We start from the raw sequence: 25655 nt of genomic DNA, 5'->3' as shown, positions 1-25655 counted from the left end.
TTCCGCGATTAGCTATTTTTGCTTATTGCACTCAATTGTTGTGTCAACGCACTGCTCTGGGTTTGCATGCTGCTGAGTAATGCGTCCAGTTTTGCGTACTGGGCACGATAACTTGCTTCAAGACTTGGCAGCTTGGCGCTCAAGTCATCGGCTTTTTTATTCAATGATTTAATAGACGACTGCAAACCGTCTGTCCTGGTGGCCAACGCAGCATCGGAGTCCAGCCAGCTATCAAGCATGCTACTAAACTCCCCGATTAGGCCGCGGTTGAAAGTCACCGTGCCACGGTCTCCAGTCGCCGCGCCTAAAATACTGAGTTTCAAACCTGCACTATTCTGACCAAACGCGCCGGTCAGGGTATTACCACTGCCAATCGCATTCACACCATTCAGGGTACCAGCCACATCTTGTGAGCTGCTCCCCGCTTGTGAGATATTGACGGCATAGGTGCCAGAAACTGTTTTATCCCCACTGCTGACAAAGCTGACCAATGGATCGGTACTGCTTGCCGAAGGTGAAAAAATTTTCGCCACATCGGAAGGGCTATTCGCCATCGCTTTCTGAAACTTGGTATCGTCCAGCGTCATGACTCCGCCATCGCCCACGGTGACGCCAATATCACTCAAGGTACGGTAGGTACTGGCCGTAGGAGAGATGCGGGACATCATTAATCCGAGTTTCACTGACACGTCACGTGCCACCGAGTCACCCAGCAAAGGGCCATTGGCAGAAGATCCGCCATCAACGAACTTTGTGAGGCTACGCAGACTGGTATTCAGTTTATTGTAGGCATCGACAAAGCTCTGTACAGAACTTTTAATCGCGCTATTGTCCGTCGCAATCGTCATTGCATTAGGCGTGCTGGTGACCGCCTTCAGGTTTAAGGTCACGCCCTCAATCACATCAGTAATGGTGTTACTCGCCTTACTGATGCTCAACCCATCAACAGTCAATAACGCATTTTGAGCAGCCTGAAGCTCACTTAAGTTTTTACCACTGCCACTGGAGGCGGTCGGGTCATAAGCAAAGGTGGACAAGCCGCTACCGTCGGTATTGTTGCCATCGTTATCCGTGACATCAATCTTCAGACTATTGGCTGCACCAGTGTCCATGGAAGTGATCACCAGGCGGTTACCAGTACCGTCATTGACAATAGAAGCCGTGACAGAAGCATTTTGTGCGTTAATGGCATCACGGATACCGGACAGGGTATTGTTGCTACTGTCGATATTGACCGTAATCGCATTTTTGCTGCTATTCGCAGTAAAAGAAGCTGCCGTACTACCGTTGGCTGGGGTATAAGTACCAAAGGAAATCTTCAGGCTCCCGGTACCAAAAGTGGTACTGGCATCGCTATAAGCAGACGTGGTAATACGTTGTGAAGTCGCCAGCTGGCTCACCGAAATGCTGTGGTTGCCATTGGTAGCGCTACCATTTGCAGTCGCGCTGATACTGTTTGAATCGGTGAGCGTCACGGATTGCGCATTAAACTTGCCGGCACTAGACAGACCATCCAAAGCTGTTTGGAAGGTACTCAATCCACTTTTCAACGTACCGTACGCAGAGAGTTTGGCATTGTAAGTAGAGACTTGCGTCTTGATCTGGGTAATCGGCTGCTGGGCAGACGTCATCATGGCACTGACAAGAGAGTCAATAGGTAACCCTGATGAGCCCGTTGAGCTTACAATTGATGCCATAATCTAGTCTCCAAATACAATCACAATTCATCACACCGTTTGACGAATGACTAGGCCTCTTAATTTGTCCAGCGTCTTGCTAATGGCCAGCACCTCCTCATTTGGGATTTGCCTGAGCACCTTCTGTGTCTCGGTGTCGACCACTTTCACGACGATACGGTCTGTGTCATCATCAATCGAAAACTGTATGGTTTGCAGCGCAGGCGCCACATAGTCATTCAGTTTTTTTACCGCCCCGGTCAAAGTGGCTTTATCCATCGCTTCGACAGGTTTTTGCTCGCCGCTGGCTTCTGCATACTTCACCAGCTTCAAGCTATTTACTGCAGGCACACCTGTTAATGTGCGGTTACCGCCAACACCATCCATAGATTGACTCATGATGCTGCTCCTCTGCTTAGCCTAAAATCCACAGAGGGATGCCTCTGTGGATATGATTCAAGTGTCTGAACAATTAACCTCTCAGCAAGCTCATAACACTGTTAGGCAACTGGTTGGCTTGGGCCAGCATTGCTGTGCCTGCTTGTTGCAGAATCTGGTTACGGGTCATCTTCGCAGTTTCTGACGCGAAGTCTGCATCCGTAATCCGGGATTTCGCTGCAGAAATGTTTTCCACGTTCACTTGCAGGCTGCTCACAACGGCTTCAAAACGGTTTTGGTAGGCACCCAGGCTGGCACGTGAAGTGTTCACCGCATCCAGTTGCGCATCAATCGCGGTAATCGCTGCAGTCGCGTCTGAAACAGTGGACACGTTGCCGCTAATGGATGCCGCAGTCACTGCGCTCACCTGTAAGGTGTCTGCAGAACCAGAACCAATCTGGAAGGTGTAGCCTGAACCGCCAAATACATTCAAACCGTTAAACTGGGTAGATGTACTCAAGCGGGATAATTCTGAAGTCAGCTGTGTAAACTCTGTGTTCAGGTTGGCACGGTCACCAGAACCATAGCTGCCGTTGGCTGCCTGCACGGCCAGTTCACGCATACGTTGCAGGGCGTCTGTCGCTTTGGACAAACCACCTTCTGTCACTTGCAGATAAGAAATCGCGTCGTTTGAGTTACGAATCGCAACATCACTACCACGAATTTGGGAGTCCATGCGAGTGGCAATTGCCATCCCCGCTGCATCATCTTTGGCGCTATTGATACGCAAGCCAGAAGACAAACGCTGAATCGATTGATTCAAGCCTGTTTGTGAAGCATTCAGGTTACGCTGTGCATTCAGAGATGCAATATTGGTATTAATTACAGAAGCCATGTTAAATCTCCTTTAGAGTCGTATATCCAATGAGTGTCAAATGGGCATGTCATATCAACGTTGATTCACTTGCGACTACGTGTTTGCTATTCAGCGTTGTTATTACTTTTATCGACCTCGCCAGAAATTTCTTTAATGCTGCACTTTAAATTTCTGTTGGGTTGATCATGCACTTGAAACTATTTACGACTCCTCTCGGAAAAACTTTAATATCAAATCATTCATGGCAAATTCAAGCCGTGCAACATGGCGACCATGCCGGTGTCAGCATGGTCATCGCGTCAGCACGACTTGGTCTATTCTTGCGAAAAATCCCGTGTAATTTCCTTCAGTCCTGCAGTCTCCATGAACTCATTTTGTGCCCGCTGCACTCAAGTGAGTTAGCGCTACACCAACATGCCTACTTTACCGTAACCAAGCCAGCATAATTTGGCTAAACAACGACGTTTTTACCTGCTTATCTTCAAAGTCGCACAGACGCTCAGTGAGAGATGGAGTACGTTTAAATCAGAGGTGAAAATAAAGGTATTCTTTTTATTTTCAGAAACTTATCGAATTGGTTGACGTATTGTGGATCATGAAACGAAGAAGGGAAATGAAAGCCACTCGGCTGTAGATCAGGCGCAATGTTGCATCCGCAAGACAAGCCTGCAATGCGCATGTTGTGACACGCCAGGGCAAGGGTTGATGCTGTTTTGTTAGACCGGCAGATCAGGATGCATAGCCAGGTGCTGACTGACAATGCTGGCGACTAAAAAAGAAAAGCGAGCACTTGTCTAAACAAATGCTCGCCATAGTTTGAAAGCCTCGAGAAAACTTAGCCTCTGAGCAAGCTCATGACACTGTTAGGCAACTGGTTGGCTTGGGCCAGCATTGCTGTGCCTGCCTGTTGCAGAATCTGGTTACGGGTCATCTTCGCAGTTTCTGACGCGAAGTCTGCATCCGTAATCCGGGATTTCGCTGCAGAAATGTTTTCCACGTTCACTTGCAGGCTGCTCACAACGGCATCAAAACGGTTTTGGTAGGCACCCAGGCTGGCACGTGAAGTGTTCACCGCATCCAGTTGCGCATCAATCGCGGTAATCGCTGCAGTCGCGTCTGAAACAGTGGACACGTTGCCGCTAATGGATGCCGCAGTCACTGCGCTCACCTGTAAGGTGTCTGCAGAACCAGAACCAATCTGGAAGGTGTAGCCTGAACCGCCAAATACATTCAAACCGTTAAACTGGGTAGATGTACTCAAGCGGGATAATTCTGAAGTCAGCTGTGTAAACTCTGTGTTCAGGTTAGTACGGTCGCCAGAACCATAGCTGCCGTTGGCTGCCTGCACGGCCAGTTCACGCATACGTTGCAGGGCGTCTGTCGCTTTGGACAAACCACCTTCTGTCACTTGCAGGTAAGAAATCGCGTCGTTTGAGTTACGAATCGCAACTTCATTGCCACGAATTTGGGAGTCCATACGGGTGGCAATCGCCATGCCCGCTGCATCATCTTTGGCGCTATTGATACGCAAGCCAGAAGATAAACGCTGAATCGATTGATTCAAGCCTGTTTGTGAAGCATTCAGGTTACGCTGTGCATTCAGGGATGCAATGTTGGTATTAATTACAGAAGCCATGTTTTAGTCTCCTTCAGAGTCCTATGTGTAGTTAGTGTCAAATCGGCATGTCATATCAACGTTGATCCACTTTTTGACTTCGTGTTTGCTATTCAGCGTTGTTATTACTTTTATCGACTTCGCCAGAAATTTCTTTAATCATGCACTTTAAATTTCTGTTGGGAAGATCATGCACTTGACACTCTTTACGACCCTACTCGGAAAAACTTTAAACGAGGCGATGCGTGAGACAGTCTTACTGCGCTCTGAAAAACTGCTGTACCAGCTCAATCACCTGGTCGACAGCCGTGACTGAGAGTTGCGGGCCCATGGGCAAACTCAGTACTTGATTGGCATAACGCTCGGCACACGGAAAATGACCTGCTTGCCAACCGAGCGACTGATAAGCCTGTTGCAAATGTGGCGGGACGGGATAATGAATCAGGGTTTGCACCCCATGCGCCTGCAACCAGGTTTGCAAGGCATCGCGTTGTGGCGTTGCGATCACAAACAAATGCCAGATAGTATTGGCCCAGGCTGGAGAAACCGGCAATTGCAAAGGCAGGCCTTGCAAACCCTCAAGATAGCGCTGCGCCAATGCCTGCCTGCGTGTATTCCACTCATCCAGCGCAGCCAGCTTGACTGACAGCACGGCAGCTTGCAAGGGATCCAGGCGACTATTCACGCCAAGCTCCAGATTGTAATATTTGACGGCTGAGCCATAATTGCCAAGCGCGCGTATACGTTGGGCGAGATGCTCATGCCTTGTGGTGACGGCCCCACCATCGCCCAAAGCCCCCAAATTCTTGCCCGGGTAAAAGCTCCATGCGACCGCATCCCCATGCGTACCTACCCGTTTACCCCTGACGGCAGCGCCATGCGCTTGCGCAGCATCCTCCAACACCAGCAAGCCATGCTGTTTGGCTAATGCACAAATGGCGTCCATGTCTGCCGGGATACCATATAAATGCACGGGCAAAATAACTTTGGTTTTAGCTGTGATTTTTGCCTGAATGGTGGCAACATCAATATTGAACTGCCCCTCAGCAGGCTCGACAGGGACGACAGTCGCGCCGACCGCACTCACCGCCAACCAGGTCGCAATATAAGTATGGGAGGGGACAATCACCTCATCCCCCACCCCCACATCCATGGCGCACAAGGCCAAGGTCAGTGCATCGAGGCCATTGCCCACGCCGACACAATACGGTGCGCCAGTATAGGCGGCAAACTGGGCTTCAAAGGCCTCCACTTCTTCGCCACCGATATACCAGCCAGAACGGGTAGCCCTTAACAGGGCAGTCTCAAGGTCAGGTGACAATTCGTCATAAGCGGCTTTGAGATCAAGGAAAGGAATCATGTTTGGCATCCAATTATCAACATCCCAGCAACAGGGATCGCGCGTGTTACCGCAAAGATTGCGTTAACTATATCGCATCTGGAAACTTTAAATTGAAAAAAACAAAACCGGTTTTACCGGCCTATCCTGAACGATAGAGAACTGGTGTGTTGATGAGATGATCCAGAAATGAAGAGGTCGTGAGCTTTTGCCTAGACAAAAGCCCACGACCTGTAAACATATACACCAAGAAAGCTGCTGAAAGACTACCCTTTAATCAGTGACATGACGCTGTTAGGCAACTGGTTGGCCTGGGCCAGCATCGCCGTGCCAGCTTGTTGCAGAATCTGGTTACGGGTCATCTTCGCAGTTTCTGACGCAAAGTCTGCATCCATAATCCGGGATTTCGCCGCGGAAACATTTTCGATATTCACTTGCAAGCTGCTGATTACCGCTTCAAAGCGGTTCTGGTACGCACCCAGACTCGCACGTGACGTATTCACTGAATCCAGTTGCGCATCAATGGCTGTAATCGCAGCCGTTGCTGCTGAGGCGGTTTGCACATTTCCAGAGATGGAAGCTGCGGTCACGGAACTTACTTGCAAAGTATCCGCAGAGCCAGAACCAATCTGGAAGGTATAGCCTGGACCGCCAAATACGTTCAAACCATTAAACTGGGTGGAGGTGCTCAAGCGGGTTAGCTCCGCAGTCAGTTGCGTAAATTCCGTGTCCAGATTGGCACGATCACCGCTACCGTAGCTGCCGTTGGCTGCCTGCACAGCCAACTCACGCATACGCTGCAGCACATCAGTCGCTTTCGACAAACCACCTTCGGTCACTTGCAGATATGAAATTGCATCATTGGAGTTACGAATTGCCACGTCATTGCCACGGACTTGAGAGTCCATGCGTGTTGCAATCGCCAACCCGGCCGCATCATCTTTGGCACTGTTAACGCGCAGCCCTGAAGACAAACGCTGTATGGATTGATTCAAACCAGCTTGAGATGCATTTAAATTGCGCTGGGCATTTAATGATGAAATATTGGTATTAATGACTGCAGCCATGTTAAGCCTCCTTAATGTACAAAAATATCGAGCTTCATGTTAAGTATTCATGCCACACTCAAGCTCTTCAAATCTGTTTTAAATTAATCTGATTTCGCACGTTATTACTCAAGTTAAGCAAATGCTGACCGTTATAGTAAGAACGTTGCGTCAAGTTAAGAATCACTTTATCGCAGCCCCGCATATTTGATTTCATTGAATAGAACGTGGTTTTGCCACTATTTCTAGAGATATCCCTGCGCGCTGATTCATGCGCTAAAACGCTTGGACCTTGTCGCACTGCGCCACCACCCAAGGTCGGTACTGCATCTACAAAAATTAGCGCATAAATACATGCGTATTCGCCTTAATAAATTGCTTGCGCGTCCGATATAAATACATAACACGCTCAATGAATGCGAAGGGGGATTTTCATGCAATCGTTTCTGGATTTGAATCAACTGACCAAAGGAATGCAACATTTTGAGGATGCAAAGCCCTTTCGTCATGCCGTGATCGATAACTTCCTGAATCCTGACCTGGTGAAAAAGGTTGCACGTGAGTTTCCCGAGTATGATTCTTCGCGCTGGTTTTGTTACCAAAACCAGATTGAAGATAAAAAGGCCTTAAATGACTGGAATGCCTTCCCTGCTCTGACCTATGCCCTGTTTCAAACCCTGAACTCTGCACCCGTGATAGACAAACTGTCCGAAATTGTCGGCACCCAGTTATATGCTGATAACGGGTTGCATGGTGGCGGCTGGCATATTCACGGCACCGGAGGCAACCTGAATCCGCACCTGGATTACTCCATTCACCCCAAACTGGGCTTGCAACGCAAAATCAACATCATTATCTACGTCTCCGAGCAACTGAAGGCTTACCATGGCGGCCATTTGGGTTTGTGGAGTCACGACGCTGAACAAAACCAGCCGGGTGAACTGATCAAAGAAGTCTGCCCCAAATTTAACCGGGCCGTGATTTTTGATACCACCCAGAACTCCTGGCATGGCATGAGCCGCCCCTTGACGCAGCCTTATGGTGTCTATCGCAAGAGCCTGGCCGTCTATTACCTGTGCGAACCCCCTGTCGATGCTGACCCTAGAGGCAGAGCTTTATTTGCCCCTAGAGAAGAGCAGAAGGAAAATGCAGAGATTGCTGAGCTGATTAGAATGCGCGCCAATGTATCGACCTCTGGCCAGGTCTACCGCCAAAACAAAAAGCCGGCCAAACAACCAGTACAGCCTGTCACGACCGCAACCACTGTGAGCCACTCGGGCACATAGTGATTCACGTATCAAAAACAAAGGCGCATCAGATCAATGATGCGCCTTTTTATATGCCCACTTCAAAAACGGGATTAAACGGTGATCTCAAGCAGCCCAACGCGCGCGCATAAACTCATCATAACGTCGGAAATAATCAGTTTCGTCATATTTTTCTGAGGCCAAGCACATTAAAACTGAACCTGAAGAAAAATTATCAATTTCACGCCAAATCATAGGACAGATATACAAGCCATAATAAGAACGGGCTAAATGAAATTTTTTCTTATCCTTGCCATCATCCAAGGTGATATCAAAACTACCAGACATGGCGACAATAAACTGATGCAGATTCTTGTGCGCATGCCCCCCGCGCTCTGCCCCGCCCGGCACATCATACACATGGTAGACGCGCTGAATCGCGAATGGGATTTGATTATCACTTTCAATAAATGTGAGGTTGCCATGCGGGTCATGGATTTTAGGCAACTCAATAATTCTGCAATGTTCTAGTGGCATACACACACCTGCTCTATCTCGTAACTCAAGCCACTATACGATAGGCATGCACGAATTAATTCAACTAATAAAGCCTGGAAAAGGCAGCATTTATCATCAGTAAGGTGACAGACTCGCCTCACAGCCAAATAACGCGTACCAAATTGCTCGCCACCAGAATCTGTGGCGAGTCAGTGACTTTAGATTCAGGCAGGCAGTGTTTCCTTGACTGTTTCAGCTTCTGCGTCCAGGCGGGTTTCTGCATAGTACAACCCTTGAATCACCTGATCGTTAAGTGACGTGGCAAAAAACCCGCTCGACATTGCGAGTAAAGCAATCTCAGGATGCAGTGCTGCCACGGTTTGCTGATCTTGCTCCCAAGCATCCCGTGCCGCCTGATCTGGTACCAAAAATCCACCCGGGATACGTTTGATGGCAGCAATCAGAGGTTGGGCATCTGCCGCAATCATGTTCATGGCCGTCAGTTCGGCCAGTAATTTCTCAACGATGAATGCGTCCGAATCATTCTCACCGTACAACTGTTTGAAATAATTCTGGTTAAACTCAACCACAATATTCATATCTTCGTCTTGTTGATCAGCACATGCCGTCTGATTTGTAATCCGATAAGCGCATTTATCCATATCCAGAACATGCAAAATCGTATACACATCACGGATATCCGCTTTTTTAATGCGCAGAAATAGTACAGCAATCGGCGATTTAATCTCTTGCACCATGGTAGGCTGTTTCCCCAGTGCCTTGAGCAAAGCTGCTGGCGCACCGGTCCAGACCAAATGGCCACCTTCAATAGGACCACTCACGGCCCCCTCACCCAACTGTAACTGCCATCCACTGTCATTTTTTTCTACCGTTTGGATCGCTTGTTGCACATAGGTGATATTGGGATGACTGAGTACTTGTTGTTTGACTTGACGGCAGATGCCACCGACCGCCCCTTGCTTGGGATAGTGAAATACGGTGGGTTGCAGGGGCACCGCTTTTCCCTGAAAACTGGCCAGCAATGTCTCGGGGTAGAAGAGTGGTAACCAGGCGACACGATGATAACGTGCCAGCATTTTGTCGGCTGTCACGCCTTGTGCCTTCATCAGGTAAGGAGCAATTATATGGTCATGCATGGCTTTACCATGATTGGCAAGGGAAGCGGTCAGGTAATCCAGCGTATGGTAACGGGCACCATTGGATTTTTCGCGCGCATGAATCTCTGCAGTAGGTAATTGCTGCAACTCTTGAATACTTTGCTGGGCAAAAGGCAATTTACTAAAGGTATGGTAGCTATTACTCAATACCACATCATCGTAAGCCTTGTTCTGCAACCACATTTTTGGCATGTCAAACTGATGTAATGGCTCATACTGCAGGGCCCAGGCATGCACGATATTCATAAAGCGGCCCACATCATTACGTAGCTTGGGGTTATAGCTGGCTAAGGTACTTTTTTGCGAAAGATAGCCATCCAGCTCAAACTTGACTAGACCCGCATCAAACATCACGCCATCAATCTCCAGTCCGGCAAAGTAACCGCCCAATGGTCCACCAGGATTGACCAAGGTCACCTTTTTGCCTTGGCGCGCCAACTCTAATGCCGCGACCATTCCAGCTAAAGCATTCCCTACAATCACCGTTGTTTTAGTATCCATTTTCAGTCCTCAAGTTTGAGATTGACATAAATTTCAGAGCCGTTTTCAGGAAAATGCCGGGCCAATTGCCACAAGCCATCCAGCATCTCCTGCGTCAACAAGCCTTGTTGCATCAGGGTCATCATTTGGTGATGGGTAAATGGTTTCACCAAAAAAGAACCTGCCTCAAGCACTTGTAATCCTAGTTCTTTCGCCAATACTTTTAATTGTTTTAAATCAAAAATACGTGGCTGATTAAATGATTTTTGCAGTGCAGACTGGGCATAGACGCTATCCATCAACCCCATCTCCACAGCAAGCAGGCGGTGCATAGACAACGCATTCGGCACATTGATATGAATCACTGTATTTTGACCTGCCAATGCTTTGGCACTAGCCAATAATGCCTTCGCATCTGGCACCTCATGCAACAGGCTGCTCAGCAGGATCAAATCATATGCCGGGTCAGGTTTACCCAGATGGCTACTTTCAAGAAACGCCTCGATCACTTGTGCACCTGCTAATTGGGCAGTATCTTTTCTGGCTTTTTCTGCAAACTGCGGGCCAGGCTCAACGACGGTCAGGCTTTCAAAGCCTTGCCAGTGATTCGCAATCGTATCCCAACCGCAGCCTACCTCCAGCACATGTTTGGGTTGATATTTTTCAAACAACTCTAGCAAGAGTTTTTTACGATAGCGCGCCTGAATCACTTCAAAATCGCTGGCGCTGTACGCTTGCTCATAAGCCGAGATCGCCTGTTTACGTTGGTCATCATGCATCATACACAATCCATTTCCAGCCATTGCAAGGTTGTCGTGCGGCCACCAAACATTTCCTTTTGCGCACATAAGCCTTCATTAAAACTTAAGCCATTGTGGCAGGTAGAAATGCCAAAATTAAAATAGGGCTTATCTGCGTAGACTTCGCTGATGAGCGTTTCCAGTAGTAAATCTACCGCCCCCACTTCTCTTGCCACCGGACTAGGCGCAATGTATTGCGTGTGCGCAACCCGGCCAAAATCAAACATGACAACTCCGGCAATCGGCTGCTCATGTAGATAGGCCATATACAAGCTGATTTCAGGACAGCGGCTGGCTAGAAGCGAGATCTCTTGCAGGCTGTGCGTGGGACTGGTGCCATGTCGCGCTTGCAAATTATCAGTGAGTATCTGCCAACAACTGGCATAGTCATCACTTTTTCTAATCGTGACCCCTGCTTTAGCCGCTTTGGACAATGCATGCTTACGACCTTTTGATAAGCGCAAACGTGACTCCTGCATAATGGTGGTTGATACATCCACTCGCATGGTCCTGGCACCTAATCTAAACAAGGCATACAAATCCTCTTCACTGGGCATGCTGTGATAAATATGTGGAATAGGCTTATAAATAAGCTTTTTAATCCCCATGGCCGCCCAGTAATCACGTAACTGCTCAAACAGGGCTTTTACATCTGCCGCCCCCAGACGTGCACTCATGACCAAACCGCCAAAACTCAAACCGCCATGGCTGACGATGGTGTCACCGTCGCGGCTCGCCGGCAACATGGCAAGTACTTGCCCTTCCTTCTCTATCCACAAAGAAGCATCCTGAAAACGGTCAGCGTGATAATCCATGTAGCCTCTTTTGAAAAAGAAGGCCCCATTCCGGCTCTGTGCCAAAAACTGGTCCCATGCCACATGCTGTTGCTGATAAGTCCGAATATCCATACTAGTGACTCATTTTCCCCAATACCTCTTGATAAGCGCTCATGGAACAAGCCTGCTCATAGTAGGTACGTGCCGCTTTTGCATACTTCGAATGATCAGCATTCAGTGCTTTTAAACCGGCGATAAACGTCTCCATGTCATGCCAGTAAATCGTCTCAGGGGCATGGCTGCCAACGTTAAGATGACGCGGGCAATCCAGGGCTTTAAACGCCAGTAAAGGATAGCCGGCTCCCTGCGCCTCAATATCCGACTTAGCGCCCATAATAGGGGCAGAGCCAATAAACACATGTGCATCAATCTCGAGCAAGGCTTGCCATAAGGAGGGCACGTTGCCCATATACACAAAACGCGCTACATCCAAGCCTTTTTGCGTTAGGTAGTCCCGCACTTGTTGCAGCACAGGGGCCTGAATCTCACCAAAATGATAATGCTGACCTTCGCCTAGATACAATGCCTGGCAGACCAATTCCTGAAAAGCAATCGCACCCTCGGTTTTAAACTTGGCAAAGGTGCCAGCCGTGACTGTATTCAACTTGCCAGAGGTATAGTCAAAAGTTTTAATCCCTTGGTCAACAGCCGTCGTTGGTAAAAACAATGTTTCGCGATCCAAATCTTCATGACAGTTGATGGCTCGCTGCCCATACAAATCGACATGTTTCAAATGGGGGACGCCGCTCCCTACTGACAAATTGTGATCCGCATGGTGAATAAAGTAGTAATCCGTCTCAAAATTAGGCTGACAAGCCACGACCGCAGCGACATCATCCTGATGCGTCAACAAAAACACATTACGGGCATAGGTATTAATCAGGCTGGCCAAACGTTGGCCTTTGGCCAGCAAGCTTTCTTGTGGCAGGACTAAAACAGGGCACTGTGGCAGCGCGCTTTGAATATTCTTGTAAAACGATTGTGTTGCAAATCTTGCATAAACATCGGTGATCACCAGCATGGGATTCTCAAGCTGATGCAGCATGGTAATAATATCCTTGGTATGTCCGCCAAAGTCATAGACTTCGGTGGCAACAACAATGTTTGCCAGTTTGGCATTGCGTGGTACTACGGCTGGAATACCCAAGTCTATGTTGGCAAGTAACTGATCAAAATATGGTGCAAATATTTTATGACCAGTAAATTCTGGCAGCCACATCAGCTTCAAGACCACTGCACGCACAAAATTAATCAGTTTATCGGTCTCCATCAAAGCTGGAAAGCGTTGCATAAAGGCCTCACAAGCGCTTAAATCCATATTGCCAGAAATCAACGCTCCGCTAGACTGGCCTCTTTGAATATCGGCTACATTGGCTGTCACAATCTCCTGTAGCAGGCCGGTAGCGTCTATCAACCCCTCCATGACCGGACTTTGTTGAACTTGAGGATTGCCAATGAGACCAATCGCGTAATTGACAACTTCCTCATATAGCATGTCATGCATTGCCTCAGACAAGGCATACTTCTTAGCCTCGCTGATTGCCATAAACACGGTTTTAAAGGCATGTAACTGGGTATAGGCATCAATAATGGTGACCCAGTACTGCTCAATTTGAGGGGCATTCGCAATCGCTGCTTCCAAATATGGTAACGCGGCATCTAATGCCTCTGTTTCTGCGAGCAATCGTCCATAGTCATGATTAGCCCTGGCATGTTTGGGATCAGCTTGTAACACTTGTTGTAACTGTGCTTTGGCAGACTGATAATTACCTTCTGCCTGTAAAGCTTGTGCTTGCGTCAACAAAGCCTCTATTGCCGCATGCGTTATCAAGTTTGACTCTACAAGCGATGCGGTTTCTGTTTCTTTTTGCAAGCGCCAGGCACTATCGGTTTTCTCTAGACACTCCTGATTTAATAGCTGAGCCATTTGTGCAGTCAATGCATGTTTCTGGCCTTGCTTGATCGCCTCATAAGCTGCAGGAAAGTCTTGCGCTAAGATATAAGCATCAATCAGGCTCACCCAATATTGTTCAACCTCAGGCCTGGCCATGACTGCTGCTTCAAACTTGGGTAAGGCGGCTTCAACACCCCGCGTATGCGTTTCAATAAAGCCCAGATTGTGATTGGCCCCGGCATGTTGTGGCTGATTCTTGAGAATATCTTCATATAAAGCCATCGCCTTTTGAAGCTCACCTGCGGCTTGTAATTGCTCGGCCTGCGCATACACTTCCTCAATCGCTTGCTCGAGCTGATTTAACCGATGGCGCTTAATCCGATCAACGATCTTATCTTTCAAAGCAGTGTAGCCCAAACTATCCACGTCACAGTGCTGCTTACAGGCCTGTTTTTTCATTTCATCCAATGCCTTGAATTCATCCATGGTCACAAATTCAGCCAATGTCGAATTGACCAGTGGCATTAAACTTGAATCATAAGCTTTGACCCGCCATTGCGGTTGTGTCACCAACATCAAGGAAACAATACGTTCAAACACAAATGACTTACACGGCAAAAGTTTATGTTCATGGGTAGTATCGGCATTCAAACATTTTGCGAGCAGCGTTTTACCCTCTTCAGCTTCATGAAACAAATCTTCACAAGCTGCCAGCCATGTTCGCCAGAAGCTAGGTTTTGCCACAAAGAAATTAGAATACACAGAGTTTTCGCTGTGCATGATGAGTGTGTCCATCTCGGCTTGAGGCGCAATTTTATTGATCACCAATTCAAAGCAAGGTGCAATGCCTTGATGGGCCAGGATACCTTGATGGAATTGATTCAGGAAAAACGCGGTCTGGTCAAAAAAAGGTGAAAAAAGAATCACGTCTGACTGATCAGCATTGGCCTCGATAAAACGGTAAACCTCTGCAGAACTTAACCCGGTTTTTTCAGAAAACTTTGGCGAGAAGAAGCCATAGAAGGTCTCTTCATCTAGCGCCTCATTTAAAAAGTATTGACGCATAAACCAATACTCACGCCAATCTGGTCGGGGATTGGCCAGGTTATCAAACGGAATAAATCCTTTATCCAACTCGAGGCGACTTTGTTCGGAATAATAGGCCTGGTAAATTTTAACCTTAGCAACGTTGCCTGATTTGACAAATGAAGCAGGCACTTCGCTTGCAGTGGCCATGACTGAAGACCCGGCCGCTTCCATCATGTCTACACATGTCTGGGCCAGTACGTGTGCTTTTGACAGTCCTAAACCGTACTGCAACCCTAATTGAATTGCCGCAGCAGCTTTTTGCAATTGCGCGCAAAACATTAAGGCCTCAATGTAGCTGACCCAATATTGCTCATTCCCGGCATCCAGCTGAACAGCCTGTTCAAGTTTGCCGATTGCACCAGCATCCCCTTGTGAGCGCAAAACCAATCCAAACTGGTGATAAGCAGGCGCATAGCGAGGATATTGCTGCAACATAGCCTGATAGTGTCTAAGCACTTGTTCCGGTTGATCTGCCAGCGCATTGGCCTCAGCCATCAGTTGCTCCGGCGTGGCATTCATCTGATTGATAGTGTCCTGGCTCATGCATTGGCCTTTCTTGAAAGTTCATGGATTGCTGTCTGCAGGGTTTGTGGGCTGACATCCGGTGCATTCGTGCAATGCTTGCAGGAGCTTGGCATATCACCTCGCAGCAATGCATGACGGAAGGCACGTATCCCTTCACCGTTCAACCCCTCCTCTTCTTTGCCACTATCAATATTGCCCACCGGATCCATTTCAGTCATGCAGCAAGGGAAGATTGCAGCATCGGCAGCCAGCGTAAAGCGTGTCCATGGCTGCAAACAAAGCTTGGTGGAAAGTTGCGGATCGGCCTGCACAGCGCCTGTATCAGTGGCTGCAGCATTGATACTTTTCGCCATGGCTTCGATTCTCTCCATCAAATGTGGCTGTATGGTGACGCGAAAGCCCTGCTGCTTATCTGCAATTTCCATGGCATGCTTTAAATGCTCAACAGCTTGCTTGAATGACACCGGATCATCATTGTGCAAAGGACGAATCGCATGTTTGTCAGTGGCTTCACGCTCAAACAAATCTGAAATCGTCACCGACGTGATCGGTAAATTAGACAGCATCGCCATCAATTCAGGCAGGCCGGCAGCCGCTTCATGATATAAAGTAACGTTCACCGTCAGTTTGGGCAACTTGAGACCGTGAAACTGGCAATAAGTCTGCAAACGGGTAATGTTGTAAATAATCAAACCGAGGTCGGACTTGGCGCGTACCTCACGTGTCAATTGCCGATCAGCGGTATCAATTGAAATCACGATCCCGTCTAGCTGCGCAAACACAGCCCAATCCTCATCTTCGTATTTGGCCGCAAAGTTGCTGTTGACATGGATATAACATGACGGATTACGAGACTTGCCAGCGTGTATCATGCGTGGAAAGTCTTCACGCCAATGCGGATGAAAAGTAGACTCACCGGTTCCTGCCAGCAACAACTCGCTATAGGAAGATTGCTCGATTAAATGAATGACCGCATCCACGGTTGTGGTTGTCATATCCATATTGCGCCCAGGAATTTGGTCGTCGCCGGGATTGCTCTTGGAGCAATACTTGCAGCGCAAATTACAACGGGAAGTGTACTCAATCATCAATGCCTGAGGATAAGCCTTTAACCAGCTTTCAGGGAAAACTGTCTGATCTGCAAGTGGTTTTGTCTTGTTAAACCACTGAACAGGTTGCGCTAACAGAGGCTGCTGAGGGACAACGGACACTGGCACGTCATTGCTAACAGTTGTCTGCATCTTGCTTTCAGCAAATAGCTGTTGTTGTAATTGCTCGACAGAAACCAGGGCTGAATCAGGCGTACTTTTCTCAGCAAACTGTTGGCTCGCCGCTTGCATGCAATCATTCATCAGCATGGCTGCTGACGCAGCGGTTAACCCATGTTGCTGCCCTTGCTGAATAGCCAAGAGCGCTGCCCGAATGTTGTCTTGCATCATCAATGCATCAATATAGGTGACCCAATATTGCTCTACTTCTGGCTGCTGCATGACTGCTTGCTCCAGTCTTGGCAAAGCGAATGTGACACCGCGGGTATGTGTTTCAATCCATCCCAACTGGAAATTGGCTTCCGCATGTTGGGGTTCTGCCTTGAGCAAGGCAAGATAAAGTTCAGCCGCCTGCGTAATCTCTCCTTCTGCCTGTAATTTCTGGGCGGCAGCCATTAAATCACTACTAGGCGTGACAGGAGAAAGTGTGTTTACGGCTTCTACAGTATCAATTTCTTCCACAAGCATCTCTGGCTCCATATGTAGAGTGGGGTGAGATAGGTCGGCATCCACCCATCTGCTTTGAATTGAAGCTGGGGCCTGTTGCGCACACCAGCGTTGCCACATCTGGAATAACATCTGGCGTAACGCCTCTGCTTGCAAGCCAGGTTTGGCGAGCAAACTGTTAGAAAAGTGTTCACGCATGTGGGCGCGACACGCTGCCAACTTTGTAAAGTCAGCACACAGGTCCAGGGTCTGCTTGATCAGGCTGTCATGGTCCGAGGCAATAAATTGCATCAACCCCAGATGCTGCATCAATGCCATGGCGCCACGGCTTGCTAAGCGGTCACCGGCAACACATAACGTGGGCACGCCCATCCACAGCGCATGTGCCGTGGTGGTGACGCCGTTGGAGGGGAAGGTATCCAGGCAAATATCGACCTCGTGGTAATAGCCTAAATAGCTTGCCATGTCAGTGCGTGCGTAATAGCGGATGCGGTTAGCGGCAATGCCAGCTTCGGCAAACCAGGTTTGCAAATGCTGCGTGCTTTCGCCCTCTCCCACCCCACCAATTACCAGGCGGCTGTCAGGCAAGGCTTGCATCAACGCGGCCCATTGTTGCACGGTGGCCTGAGTGATTTTGAGGACCCGGTTAAAGCAAGCAAACGTGACATAGCCGTTGCTCAGTGCAGGCAAGGCATTCACCTCTGGCGCTTGCTCATATGGGATAAAAGTTGCATTCACCGGCAGCTGCACCAGCTTTTCAGTAAACTGGTCATCAAACTGGCCGGGGGGCAACAGATATGAGTCTGCCAGGTAATAATCCATGCTGCTCAAGCCGGTGGTGTTGAGGTAGCCTAGCCAGCTCACCTGAACAGGTGCAGGCTTGCGCGCAAATGTCAGCAAGCGGTTGCCTGAGGTATGGCCGGATAAATCAATCAGGATGTCAATGCCGTCATCCCGGATTTGCTCGGCCAGTGCCTGGTCTGACCAGGATGAGACTTCGTACCATGTTGAAAAATAGCCCTGCATCTGGGTGGTGACATTATCCACCAGCGGTTGATTGGCATAGGCAACCAAGCGCAGAGAGGTTTCTTTGGCCAGCTCATTAAGTAAAGGCAGCATAAAGTGCGCGACCGAATGGGCCCTGAAATCTGCAGAGACCCAGCCGATATTAAGTGGCCTGTGCACGTCACGTGTATTCTGATGTGGCAGCCAGGCTGCTTTGAGCGGCGCTTCATACAAGTCGGCATAGGCTTGATGTGCTTGCATGAGTGCGGCATTGTCTATGTGTTCTGCGTGGGTCATGCAAAACAGCAAGTTGCTGAAGCAATCGGCATAGTTGGGTTGCAAGGCCAATGCGCATTTAAAGTGCTCGATGGCCGTTTCTACCTGACCCAGATCCTTGAGGACTGTCCCCAGATTATTGTAAGCCGCAGCGTAGTCCGACTTGAGGGCAATCGCTTGTTGAAAGGCAGTTGCCGCTCCAGGCAGATCTCCCTTGGCCTTGAGGACGATGCCGTAATAGCAATGTTCTTGTGGATCTTGCGCATTCAATGTCAGGGCCTGTTTGGCCGCAGCGCTGGCATCCTTTTTTTGCAGCATCAAGACATCCGCCAGCATTTTCCAGCCCGCCAGCCACTGCGGATATTGCCCCAAATAGGTGTGCAGGGCCTGTTCCATTTGTCCATATTGTTGCTGCTCAAACGCTGCAAGCAAGGCTTGTTGCTGGGAGGCATCCGGTTGCATGGCTGCGTCTTGCGACGAAGCTTGTGCATGTTGCACGGATTGGCGAGTGAACCCAGGCATCTTTAACGCTTCGGCAAGCTGGTGCACCGCCTCCGCATGCTGCGGCAATGCCATGGCTTGCTCAAAGGTGGCAGCCAAAATATCCGCACTCGCCGTGGCATGCATGGCCACCAAATAATGTTGCAGATACTCCCATTCAGCCGGCTGTGCAGCATGGGCTTGCGCAAAACAGGCCACGGCCTCTTGCTGATGCCCCTGCGCCCAGGCGATGAGTCCCAGATTAAACCAGGCAGGGGCGGATTGTGGAGCAACCGCCAGAATCTCTTGATATAACTGTGTCGCGGTTTGCAGATCACCCGCTTGCTGATGCTGCAGAGCCAGCGTAAACACTTCTTCAAGCGCCGCGCCAAGTTCAGCCGTCATCGGCGTGCCAACTGCGGCCTCCCCCTCGCCCCATTTACGCAGATACATCTGATATTTGTCACGCCAGCGCTGCTTGCCAAAATTGCCCATGCTCTGGTGCGTCAGGCTGATCGGCCAAATACCGAGCTTGAGCCCGGCCTGGGTCGCTGTACGGCAAAAATCCAGGTCATAAAATTCAAAATCAAATTGCGGGTCATGGCGCACATTGGCTTGCGTCAGCGTGCGTTTGTAGGCGGCCATGAAGACACCATCCATCAAGACGCAATCGCCTTGTTCAGCACCAAAATAAGTGTTGTGCCCAAACGGGTGTTCGCTGTGCGCAACCTTGCCACGCAAGAACGCAGACTGCTCCCAGGTAAAGGCAAGGTCGGTAAATAACCATGCCGGTTGCTTGGGCAACATGCGCGCAGTGCCGGCGACGCCAATCACATCATAGGCCGCCAGGCCATCCATCACAGTTTGCACAAAAGGGTTCTGGTCCAGCCAGATATCGTCATGGGCAAAAATGACCAGCGCATTGTCAGGCGCGATGGCAACGGCCTCATTAAAAACTTCGGATAGACCGCGTGTATTTTCGTAATACACATACGGAACGATTCTGGCATCTTGCTGCATATGACGTTTGAGCGATACCCCGAGTGCAGAAGAAGCCCAGAAGGCCTCTTCACTGGCCCGGGTGGCACTAATGATCCAGACTGGATCCTCACCGGCATAAGCGTCCTGAATGCGTGTTTTAGCCAACAGCGCGTCGGCAATACCCGTCACCCGCTCGCTCCAGACATTCCACAGCAACTGTTCCATATCGCGTGCAAAACGCTCGCCATCCATCAATGGGGAGCGCATCACTTGCGCACGTAGGCCTGCCCGCAGGTTGGCAAGAGCAGGTAAATCCGCAGCGAATTGAATTGCTTTTTGTACAAAAGCTTTCTTATCTTCGGCAACCCACTCTGGCAAGCCAGCGCTGGTCATCATGCTGGCGCCTTGGCGGGAGATCATGGTCTCGCCCGGCATAGTCAGCGTAGGTACGCCCATCCACAAGGCTTCGCAGGTCGTTGTGCCCCCGTTAAAGGGGAAACTGTCCAGAATCATGTCTACAGCATGATAGTTTTTGAAATAGGCATCTCGCGCTGTGGGACGCATCAAGACACATTGTTCAGGCTGGATACCGGCTTGTTGCAGTCTGGCCAGGGCTTCAGCTTGTATCTGATCATCTTGAAAGGCCTTGCACTGCCAGTAAAGTTTGGCCGCAGGCAGCGCAAGAAACACTTGTGCCCAAACTGCCAATACCTCGTCGCTGACCTTGCTGTATTTTTGAAAGCAGCCAAAGGTCACATAGCCATTTTGCAAGGCAGGCAGCGCATTCACCTGCTCTTCGGACTCGGGGGCTGAGAAACACAAACGGGTATGCGGCAGTTTGACAACGCTTTCGGTAAATTGCCCTTCACTACCCGCAGGCACGCTGACCGGGTCAGCAATCACCGCATCCATGGTAGGCAAGCCTGTGGTATCCCAGTAGCCCAGCCAGGAGGCCTGCACGGGCGCCGGACGCCAGGCAAATAATGACACGCGGCTGTCTGCCGTATAGCCAGAGAGGTCGAGCAGAATATGAATGCCATCTTCACGGATAAGGCTGGCAGCACGGGCATCATTCATGCCAGCCAATGAACGCCATTGCGTGCAGTGTTTTTTCAAGACCTGGCTGTAATTGTCCTCACGCCCATCGGCTGAGTAAGCATAGATTTCTGTTTTACCGGCATTGATATGTTTTAACCAATGCTCAAGAAAATAGCCCACCGGATGACTGCGCAAATCTGCAGACACCAGACCAATGCGCAAACGCTGGTCTTGCGCGTTGACCAACCAGTTTTTGAAAGGTGCAGCCTTGGCCATGAACTGCTCACCACAGGCACGTGCATACTTTAAATGCTCTTTCGGGCTCAGCTCATTGGCAAAACTGTTGGTGTATAACAGGTTACGGTAGGCTTTATCCAAATGGGGTGCGCGTGCGATGAGCTTGACATAAGTCTCCACCGCCAGCTTGACATCGCCCTGCTCCAGATAGGCACTGCCCAGATTGATGTAAGAGTCCAGATACTCAGGATCCAGCGCAATCGCCTTTTCCAGAGCCTGCCGCGCACGCTCCACCTCGCCAACCAAACGCAGCGAAACACTGTAGTTACTCCAAAAAGCGGCGCAGTCCGGCTTGAGCTGCAACGCTTTTTCATAATATTCCAGAGATTGTGCATACTCTTGTTTGTAATACAGCAGCAAAGCCATATTGCAATAGGTAAACGGATCTTCGATCCCCAGGCTCATCGCTTGCTTGCAATAACGTTCTGCTTCAGTGAGCAACTGCTGGTTAATCAGGGTAGAGGTAAAGTTATTGAGTTCTTCGATCTCTGGCGCTTTGACCTGCATGATGGCCTTGGCGCAAGCTTCATATTCCAACGGTTGTTGTAACTGTTTATACAGTTGAGCCAGGTCATTGAGCAACTGCCAGCTCTCAGGATTGAGTACCCGGGCTTGCAACCACACTTGCTCGGCTTCCTTAAAACGGTTTTTTTGCCGCAGACACTGTCCGTACTGGTGCAATGCATCAAAATAGGTCGGGTTCAGATCAATGGCGCGCTGAAAATGTACCAGCGCCTCATCCAGGTTACCCAGGACAAACAAGACTTGTGCCATGTTGTAGGCCAGCACGGCATTGTCAGGCTCAATCTCTAGCGCCTGACGATAATATTGCACAGCCTCAAGTGACTTGCCGGATTCATGCAGCAACGCTGCCAGGTCAAACAATACCAGTGCATCGTGCTTGTTGAGCTGCAAAGCGGTACGCAACAGTTTCTCGGCTTCTTTCTGCTGCCCGGCTTCTTTGAGCAAGCTGGCCAGATTGGCATAAGCGCGGGTCATGGATGGATTCAAACGGATCGCCTGACGATAATGCTTGGTGGCCAGGGTCACATCCCCCAGTTGCGCGGCCACGTTCGCGGCATTCAAGAATACCTCTGCATCTTTTTTAAGCAGCTTGACGGCTTGCGCAAGGGCCTCGCCGGCGCCTTGCAGGTCACCGCGCTGTTGCAGTAAACCGCCCAAAATTTTCCAGGCAATCCCCTCTTTTGGAAACTCACTTGTTAACTGCCGGGCAATGCTAAAGCAGGCTTCAGTGGCCCCTTGCTGCCAAAGCTGTGCCAGCTGCTGCAACAGTTGCTGGCGGCCAGGTGCGCTGCCATGTGTTTGGCTATCCTGGGCAAACGGGGTGACAGCAAGCTTGTTCATAACAGAGAGTTCCAAAAATTTTCTCTTATTATTGAAAACTCCTGTGCAAAGGCATCGCTTAAAAAAAGCGGAAAACACCAGCCAGCTTATGTGTTCAGCATGGTGACAGCCCAGACGAAATGCTTGCCAAGCCGCACCAGCTCTGGATTGAGGAGAAAATATCGTTTTATGTCAGAAGCATACCAACACGCGCAACCATTAAAGAAAAGATCAGGGCTGCCGTAAACATGCCCCGCTCATGAGACATGACCGGCAAGAAAACCAGGTGGGATAACAAATATAGCGGAAAGGACAGTCTGGCCAGGGAAGAAGCCTGGCGAGGACGACCTGTGATCAAGTACAAGGCGATGTTCAGGCAACATGTACCTGCGCGACTGGCAGATCAGGCTCCCAACGGATCAGGGTAAATAAATCGCACTGCAGGTAAGCACATAGCTTGTTCAAGTGCTCGGTACTGGCATTATAGGTCCGGTCTTTGAGCATTCTGTGCAAAGTCATGCGGCTAATCCCGCTTGCATCTGCAATTTCGGTGATGGTGATGGTTCTGCCCCACTCTAATTGTTTTTTTAAAATAACGGTCTTTAACTCTACGTAAATCACACAACTTCCTGACAACTTTTGATTGTTCGCGTGTTTCAAGCGCGATGCCACACTTGGATAAAGTGTAGTCTGCACATGAATGCCTGGGCTTGATCGATATCAATCCTCCTCAACTACGCGACTGCCTGAGGACACAAAACATTATACAATTTTATAAAGTGTTTGCGATACGTGAAAAGACGCATGCTAGGCTGACTTGGTTCAATCAACGTCAATACGCTTTGCCGTGCCCATCACATGCGAATAGGCACGCGTCAATTCGGCGCCCATCAGGAATATCTGCGCGGAGTAATAAACCCAGATCAACAACACCAGAATGGACCCGGCCGCCCCATAGGCACTGGAAAATGCACTGTTGCCGATATAAATGCCAATCAGCCACTTGCCGATGGTGAATAAAACTGCCGTAATGATGGCGCCTATCCACACTTCATCCCATTGAATTTGTGCACGTGGCATGGTCTTGTAAATCATGGCGAACATACCAGTCGTCAATGCAAAACTGAACACGGTATTCAGTATCCCCGCAATCAGGATCCAGCCAGAAAACACTGGCGACCACCATTTGCTGATCGCCGCCAGCCCGGCGCTAAACACCAGTGAGACCATGAGCAAAAAGCCGATGCCCAGGATCATGCCAAACGATAACAAGCGCACCCGCAACAAGTGCCACAAGCCGCTGCCTTCACGCACCGGCGCTTTCCAGATACGGTCCAGCGAATCCTGCAACTCACCAAACACAGAAGTCGCCCCTACCAGCAATAGCACCACCCCAATGGCAGTGGCAGCAATGCCTTCGGACGGTCGGCTCACGCTTTCTAGCAGTGTTTGTATTGCCACCGCGCCACGTTGCCCCATCAAGCTATTCAACTGGCCAATAATTTCACCGCGCGCAGCCTCCTGCCCAAATACCAGCCCCGCAATTGAAATCACTATCAATAAAAGCGGTGCAATCGAGAACAACGTGTAGTAAGCCAGGGCGGCACCCATGCTTTGTGCGTAATCATCCCGCCAACCGATAAAGGCCGTTTTCACCAGTAGCCAGACTTGTTTCATCCAGATTATCCATGCATAGACTATAAAGACTTGCCGTTTAGCAGCAAGGGGGAGCTTTGCCAACGTTAAACGCAGCAGAAACCTGACTCCAGCATACCCAAGGGCACGGCTACGCCCTATCGGTCAAAGGGCTATCTCACTGTCAGAAATGGCCGACGGACTGAGCGGCGGCTGACCGCAACAGGGTTACGGCGAAGCATGCGGGATTGGTATTCAAAGATTTGTAAGGCATCACCCCCCCGTTTGGGATCCGCTTGCAGATTAGGTAGTGGCTAGACCTGCTGAAGGTCTACCAGACTCCTGAAAGGTATCATACACAGAAAAATCAAACTCACGCGCACTGACAATCGACTCTTGCCGGATCACCAGCGGCAAATTGTCGCCGACTTTTTTGTAATCGGTAGTAAACATCACCTGCAACGTATCTTTGTCGCGATACCCGCTCACAAAAGGCAGAAAACTGATTTCCTGATCCGCACCCTCATTCTCGTTGGGCTCGCCCATGGTGGCCACCCGCCCCACATACACCTTGCGGTCATCCAGCACCAACATCAGGTTGCGGTCGTTAATCATCGCCGAAAATAGCAACTGGTCCAAAGGACTGTCAGAAAACAACTCAGACATAATGACAATATCCACTTCTTCATCACTATCGAGCTGCAAATAATGTTTAAGCCGCCAATACACCCACTTTGAAATCAATAACGGCATCAACAATGTCGTCAGGGCGATCACACCTAACAGCACATAGCGCTTTTTATCCCCCTCGGTGAGTCCCAGGCTATCCGGCAGATAACGGGCCAGCAAATCGACATAATCGATGCCAAGAGTACGCACGCCCTCAAACACCGGGATCGCTGACAGATTGATCAACAAAACATGAAAAATGGCCGCCGAGATCAGGCAGAGAATACCGAGATAGGCCGCTTGCAGGTAAAGATACTGGCCTTCGTATCGATGCAGCTTAAAGAAGTACTGGGGATGATAATGACAAACAAGAAACCCTGAAACCAGAATCAGCAGAACAAATAACACCCCCATGGCTATTTTTGCAGGGGAAGATTCGCAATCTTTGAAGCATCTGCCTGAAAACTGGCTGAATTGACAATGCTGGCCGGGTTAATTGTCACCGTGCCACGACCGACCACTTTTAATGTCGGGTATTTTTTCTTGGCATTTTTGACCTGCTCTGCCAGCAACTTACTATTGGCGCTCATCTTTAGGAATAGCATTTCAACCTCCGTTGGGCTAAGAATGTCGCAATCTCGCAGCCTTGTCAACTATGAGATGGCTAAGGCTATTTTTGCGACAGTCTGAAATATTAAACCTTGAATGGAATAATATTAACTTTGAAAAGCGAACAG

The 25655-nt window shown here is 49.4% G+C and carries 17 protein-coding genes; 1 reads left to right on the top strand and 16 read right to left on the bottom strand.

Going from position 1 to position 25655, the window contains the following annotated elements:
• Positions 1–8: 8 nt before the first annotated feature.
• The 6 genes from fliD to GOC95_RS00280 form a co-directional block, all read right to left on the bottom strand.
• Positions 9–1697 carry a flagellar filament capping protein FliD gene (gene fliD / locus GOC95_RS00305; RefSeq protein WP_275354919.1) on the bottom strand — a complete coding sequence of 563 codons (1689 nt, stop codon included), beginning with the start codon at positions 1695–1697 and terminating at the stop codon, positions 9–11.
• A 30-nt stretch (positions 1698–1727) separates the two neighbouring features.
• Positions 1728–2075 carry a flagellar protein FlaG gene (locus tag GOC95_RS00300; RefSeq protein ID WP_275354918.1) on the bottom strand — a complete coding sequence of 116 codons (348 nt, stop codon included), beginning with the start codon at positions 2073–2075 and terminating at the stop codon, positions 1728–1730.
• A gap of 73 nt (positions 2076–2148) precedes the next feature.
• Complete coding sequence (locus tag GOC95_RS00295) at positions 2149–2949, bottom strand: flagellin (RefSeq protein WP_275354917.1); 801 nt, start codon at positions 2947–2949, stop codon at positions 2149–2151.
• 817 nt (positions 2950–3766) lie between these two features.
• Positions 3767–4567, bottom strand: coding sequence for a flagellin (locus GOC95_RS00290; RefSeq protein ID WP_275354915.1), 801 nt, complete (start codon positions 4565–4567; stop codon positions 3767–3769).
• Positions 4568–4802: 235 nt separating this feature from the next.
• Positions 4803–5906, bottom strand: a complete 1104-nt coding sequence (locus GOC95_RS00285; RefSeq protein ID WP_275354914.1) for a DegT/DnrJ/EryC1/StrS family aminotransferase — start codon at positions 5904–5906, stop codon at positions 4803–4805.
• Positions 5907–6151: 245 nt separating this feature from the next.
• Positions 6152–6952: a flagellin gene (locus GOC95_RS00280; protein ID WP_275354912.1), complete on the bottom strand. Its 801-nt coding sequence runs from the start codon at positions 6950–6952 to the stop codon at positions 6152–6154.
• Positions 6953–7365: 413 nt separating this feature from the next.
• Between GOC95_RS00280 and GOC95_RS00275 the strand changes: the two genes are divergently transcribed.
• On the top strand, positions 7366–8217 hold the full coding sequence (locus tag GOC95_RS00275; RefSeq protein ID WP_275354911.1) for a 2OG-Fe(II) oxygenase: 852 nt from the start codon (positions 7366–7368) through the stop codon (positions 8215–8217).
• 87 nt (positions 8218–8304) lie between these two features.
• On the opposite strand, the gene GOC95_RS00270 is transcribed toward GOC95_RS00275, so the two are convergent.
• The 10 genes from GOC95_RS00270 to GOC95_RS00225 all read right to left on the bottom strand — a co-directional run bounded on the left by GOC95_RS00270 (position 8305) and on the right by GOC95_RS00225 (position 25523).
• Entirely contained in the window at positions 8305–8715 is a 411-nt protein-coding gene (locus GOC95_RS00270; RefSeq protein ID WP_275354910.1) for an FdtA/QdtA family cupin domain-containing protein, read from the bottom strand.
• 185 nt (positions 8716–8900) lie between these two features.
• Positions 8901–10355: an FAD/NAD(P)-binding protein gene (locus GOC95_RS00265; protein WP_275354909.1), complete on the bottom strand. Its 1455-nt coding sequence runs from the start codon at positions 10353–10355 to the stop codon at positions 8901–8903.
• Positions 10356–10357: 2 nt separating this feature from the next.
• A complete protein-coding gene (locus tag GOC95_RS00260) occupies positions 10358–11116 on the bottom strand; it encodes a class I SAM-dependent methyltransferase (protein ID WP_275354908.1) in 759 nt (252 codons plus the stop codon).
• Positions 11113–12042 carry a GNAT family N-acetyltransferase gene (locus GOC95_RS00255; RefSeq protein WP_275354906.1) on the bottom strand — a complete coding sequence of 310 codons (930 nt, stop codon included), beginning with the start codon at positions 12040–12042 and terminating at the stop codon, positions 11113–11115. Before GOC95_RS00255 ends, GOC95_RS00260 begins: the two co-directional genes overlap by 4 nt.
• Position 12043: 1 nt before the next feature.
• On the bottom strand, positions 12044–15496 hold the full coding sequence (locus GOC95_RS00250; RefSeq protein WP_275354905.1) for a tetratricopeptide repeat protein: 3453 nt from the start codon (positions 15494–15496) through the stop codon (positions 12044–12046).
• Positions 15493–22635 carry a tetratricopeptide repeat protein gene (locus tag GOC95_RS00245; RefSeq protein ID WP_275354904.1) on the bottom strand — a complete coding sequence of 2381 codons (7143 nt, stop codon included), beginning with the start codon at positions 22633–22635 and terminating at the stop codon, positions 15493–15495. The genes GOC95_RS00250 and GOC95_RS00245 overlap by 4 nt, the downstream gene beginning before the upstream one ends.
• Before the next feature lie 351 nt (positions 22636–22986).
• A complete protein-coding gene (locus GOC95_RS00240; protein ID WP_194746946.1) occupies positions 22987–23235 on the bottom strand; it encodes a helix-turn-helix transcriptional regulator in 249 nt (82 codons plus the stop codon).
• Positions 23236–23436: 201 nt separating this feature from the next.
• Positions 23437–24291, bottom strand: a complete 855-nt coding sequence (locus tag GOC95_RS00235) for a YihY/virulence factor BrkB family protein (protein ID WP_275354903.1) — start codon at positions 24289–24291, stop codon at positions 23437–23439.
• 261 nt (positions 24292–24552) lie between these two features.
• Positions 24553–25332, bottom strand: a complete 780-nt coding sequence (locus GOC95_RS00230; protein WP_275354901.1) for a hypothetical protein — start codon at positions 25330–25332, stop codon at positions 24553–24555.
• Positions 25333–25334: 2 nt separating this feature from the next.
• Positions 25335–25523, bottom strand: coding sequence for a hypothetical protein (locus tag GOC95_RS00225; RefSeq protein ID WP_194746949.1), 189 nt, complete (start codon positions 25521–25523; stop codon positions 25335–25337).
• Between the last annotated feature and the right edge of the window lie 132 nt (positions 25524–25655).

The sequence above is a fragment of the Methylophilus sp. YYY-1 genome (assembly GCF_029132825.1).
In the GTDB taxonomy this organism is placed as follows: Bacteria; Pseudomonadota; Gammaproteobacteria; order Burkholderiales; family Methylophilaceae; genus Methylophilus; species Methylophilus glucosoxydans.
This window is presented reverse-complemented; position numbering and strand designations above follow the sequence as displayed.

Coding starts and splice junctions, on each gene's coding strand:
- GOC95_RS00290 (WP_275354915.1), bottom strand. CDS start 4,567: ATGGCTTCTGTAATTAATACCAACATTGCATCCCTGAATGCACAGCGT.
- GOC95_RS00270 (WP_275354910.1), bottom strand. CDS start 8,715: ATGCCACTAGAACATTGCAGAATTATTGAGTTGCCTAAAATCCATGAC.
- GOC95_RS00280 (WP_275354912.1), bottom strand. CDS start 6,952: ATGGCTGCAGTCATTAATACCAATATTTCATCATTAAATGCCCAGCGC.
- GOC95_RS00225 (WP_194746949.1), bottom strand. CDS start 25,523: ATGCTATTCCTAAAGATGAGCGCCAATAGTAAGTTGCTGGCAGAGCAG.
- GOC95_RS00275 (WP_275354911.1), top strand. CDS start 7,366: ATGCAATCGTTTCTGGATTTGAATCAACTGACCAAAGGAATGCAACAT.
- GOC95_RS00265 (WP_275354909.1), bottom strand. CDS start 10,355: ATGGATACTAAAACAACGGTGATTGTAGGGAATGCTTTAGCTGGAATG.
- GOC95_RS00300 (WP_275354918.1), bottom strand. CDS start 2,075: ATGAGTCAATCTATGGATGGTGTTGGCGGTAACCGCACATTAACAGGT.
- GOC95_RS00230 (WP_275354901.1), bottom strand. CDS start 25,332: ATGGGGGTGTTATTTGTTCTGCTGATTCTGGTTTCAGGGTTTCTTGTT.
- GOC95_RS00235 (WP_275354903.1), bottom strand. CDS start 24,291: ATGAAACAAGTCTGGCTACTGGTGAAAACGGCCTTTATCGGTTGGCGG.
- GOC95_RS00295 (WP_275354917.1), bottom strand. CDS start 2,949: ATGGCTTCTGTAATTAATACCAATATTGCATCTCTGAATGCACAGCGT.
- GOC95_RS00260 (WP_275354908.1), bottom strand. CDS start 11,116: ATGATGCATGATGACCAACGTAAACAGGCGATCTCGGCTTATGAGCAA.
- fliD (WP_275354919.1), bottom strand. CDS start 1,697: ATGGCATCAATTGTAAGCTCAACGGGCTCATCAGGGTTACCTATTGAC.
- GOC95_RS00255 (WP_275354906.1), bottom strand. CDS start 12,042: ATGGATATTCGGACTTATCAGCAACAGCATGTGGCATGGGACCAGTTT.
- GOC95_RS00250 (WP_275354905.1), bottom strand. CDS start 15,496: ATGAGCCAGGACACTATCAATCAGATGAATGCCACGCCGGAGCAACTG.
- GOC95_RS00245 (WP_275354904.1), bottom strand. CDS start 22,635: ATGAACAAGCTTGCTGTCACCCCGTTTGCCCAGGATAGCCAAACACAT.
- GOC95_RS00285 (WP_275354914.1), bottom strand. CDS start 5,906: ATGATTCCTTTCCTTGATCTCAAAGCCGCTTATGACGAATTGTCACCT.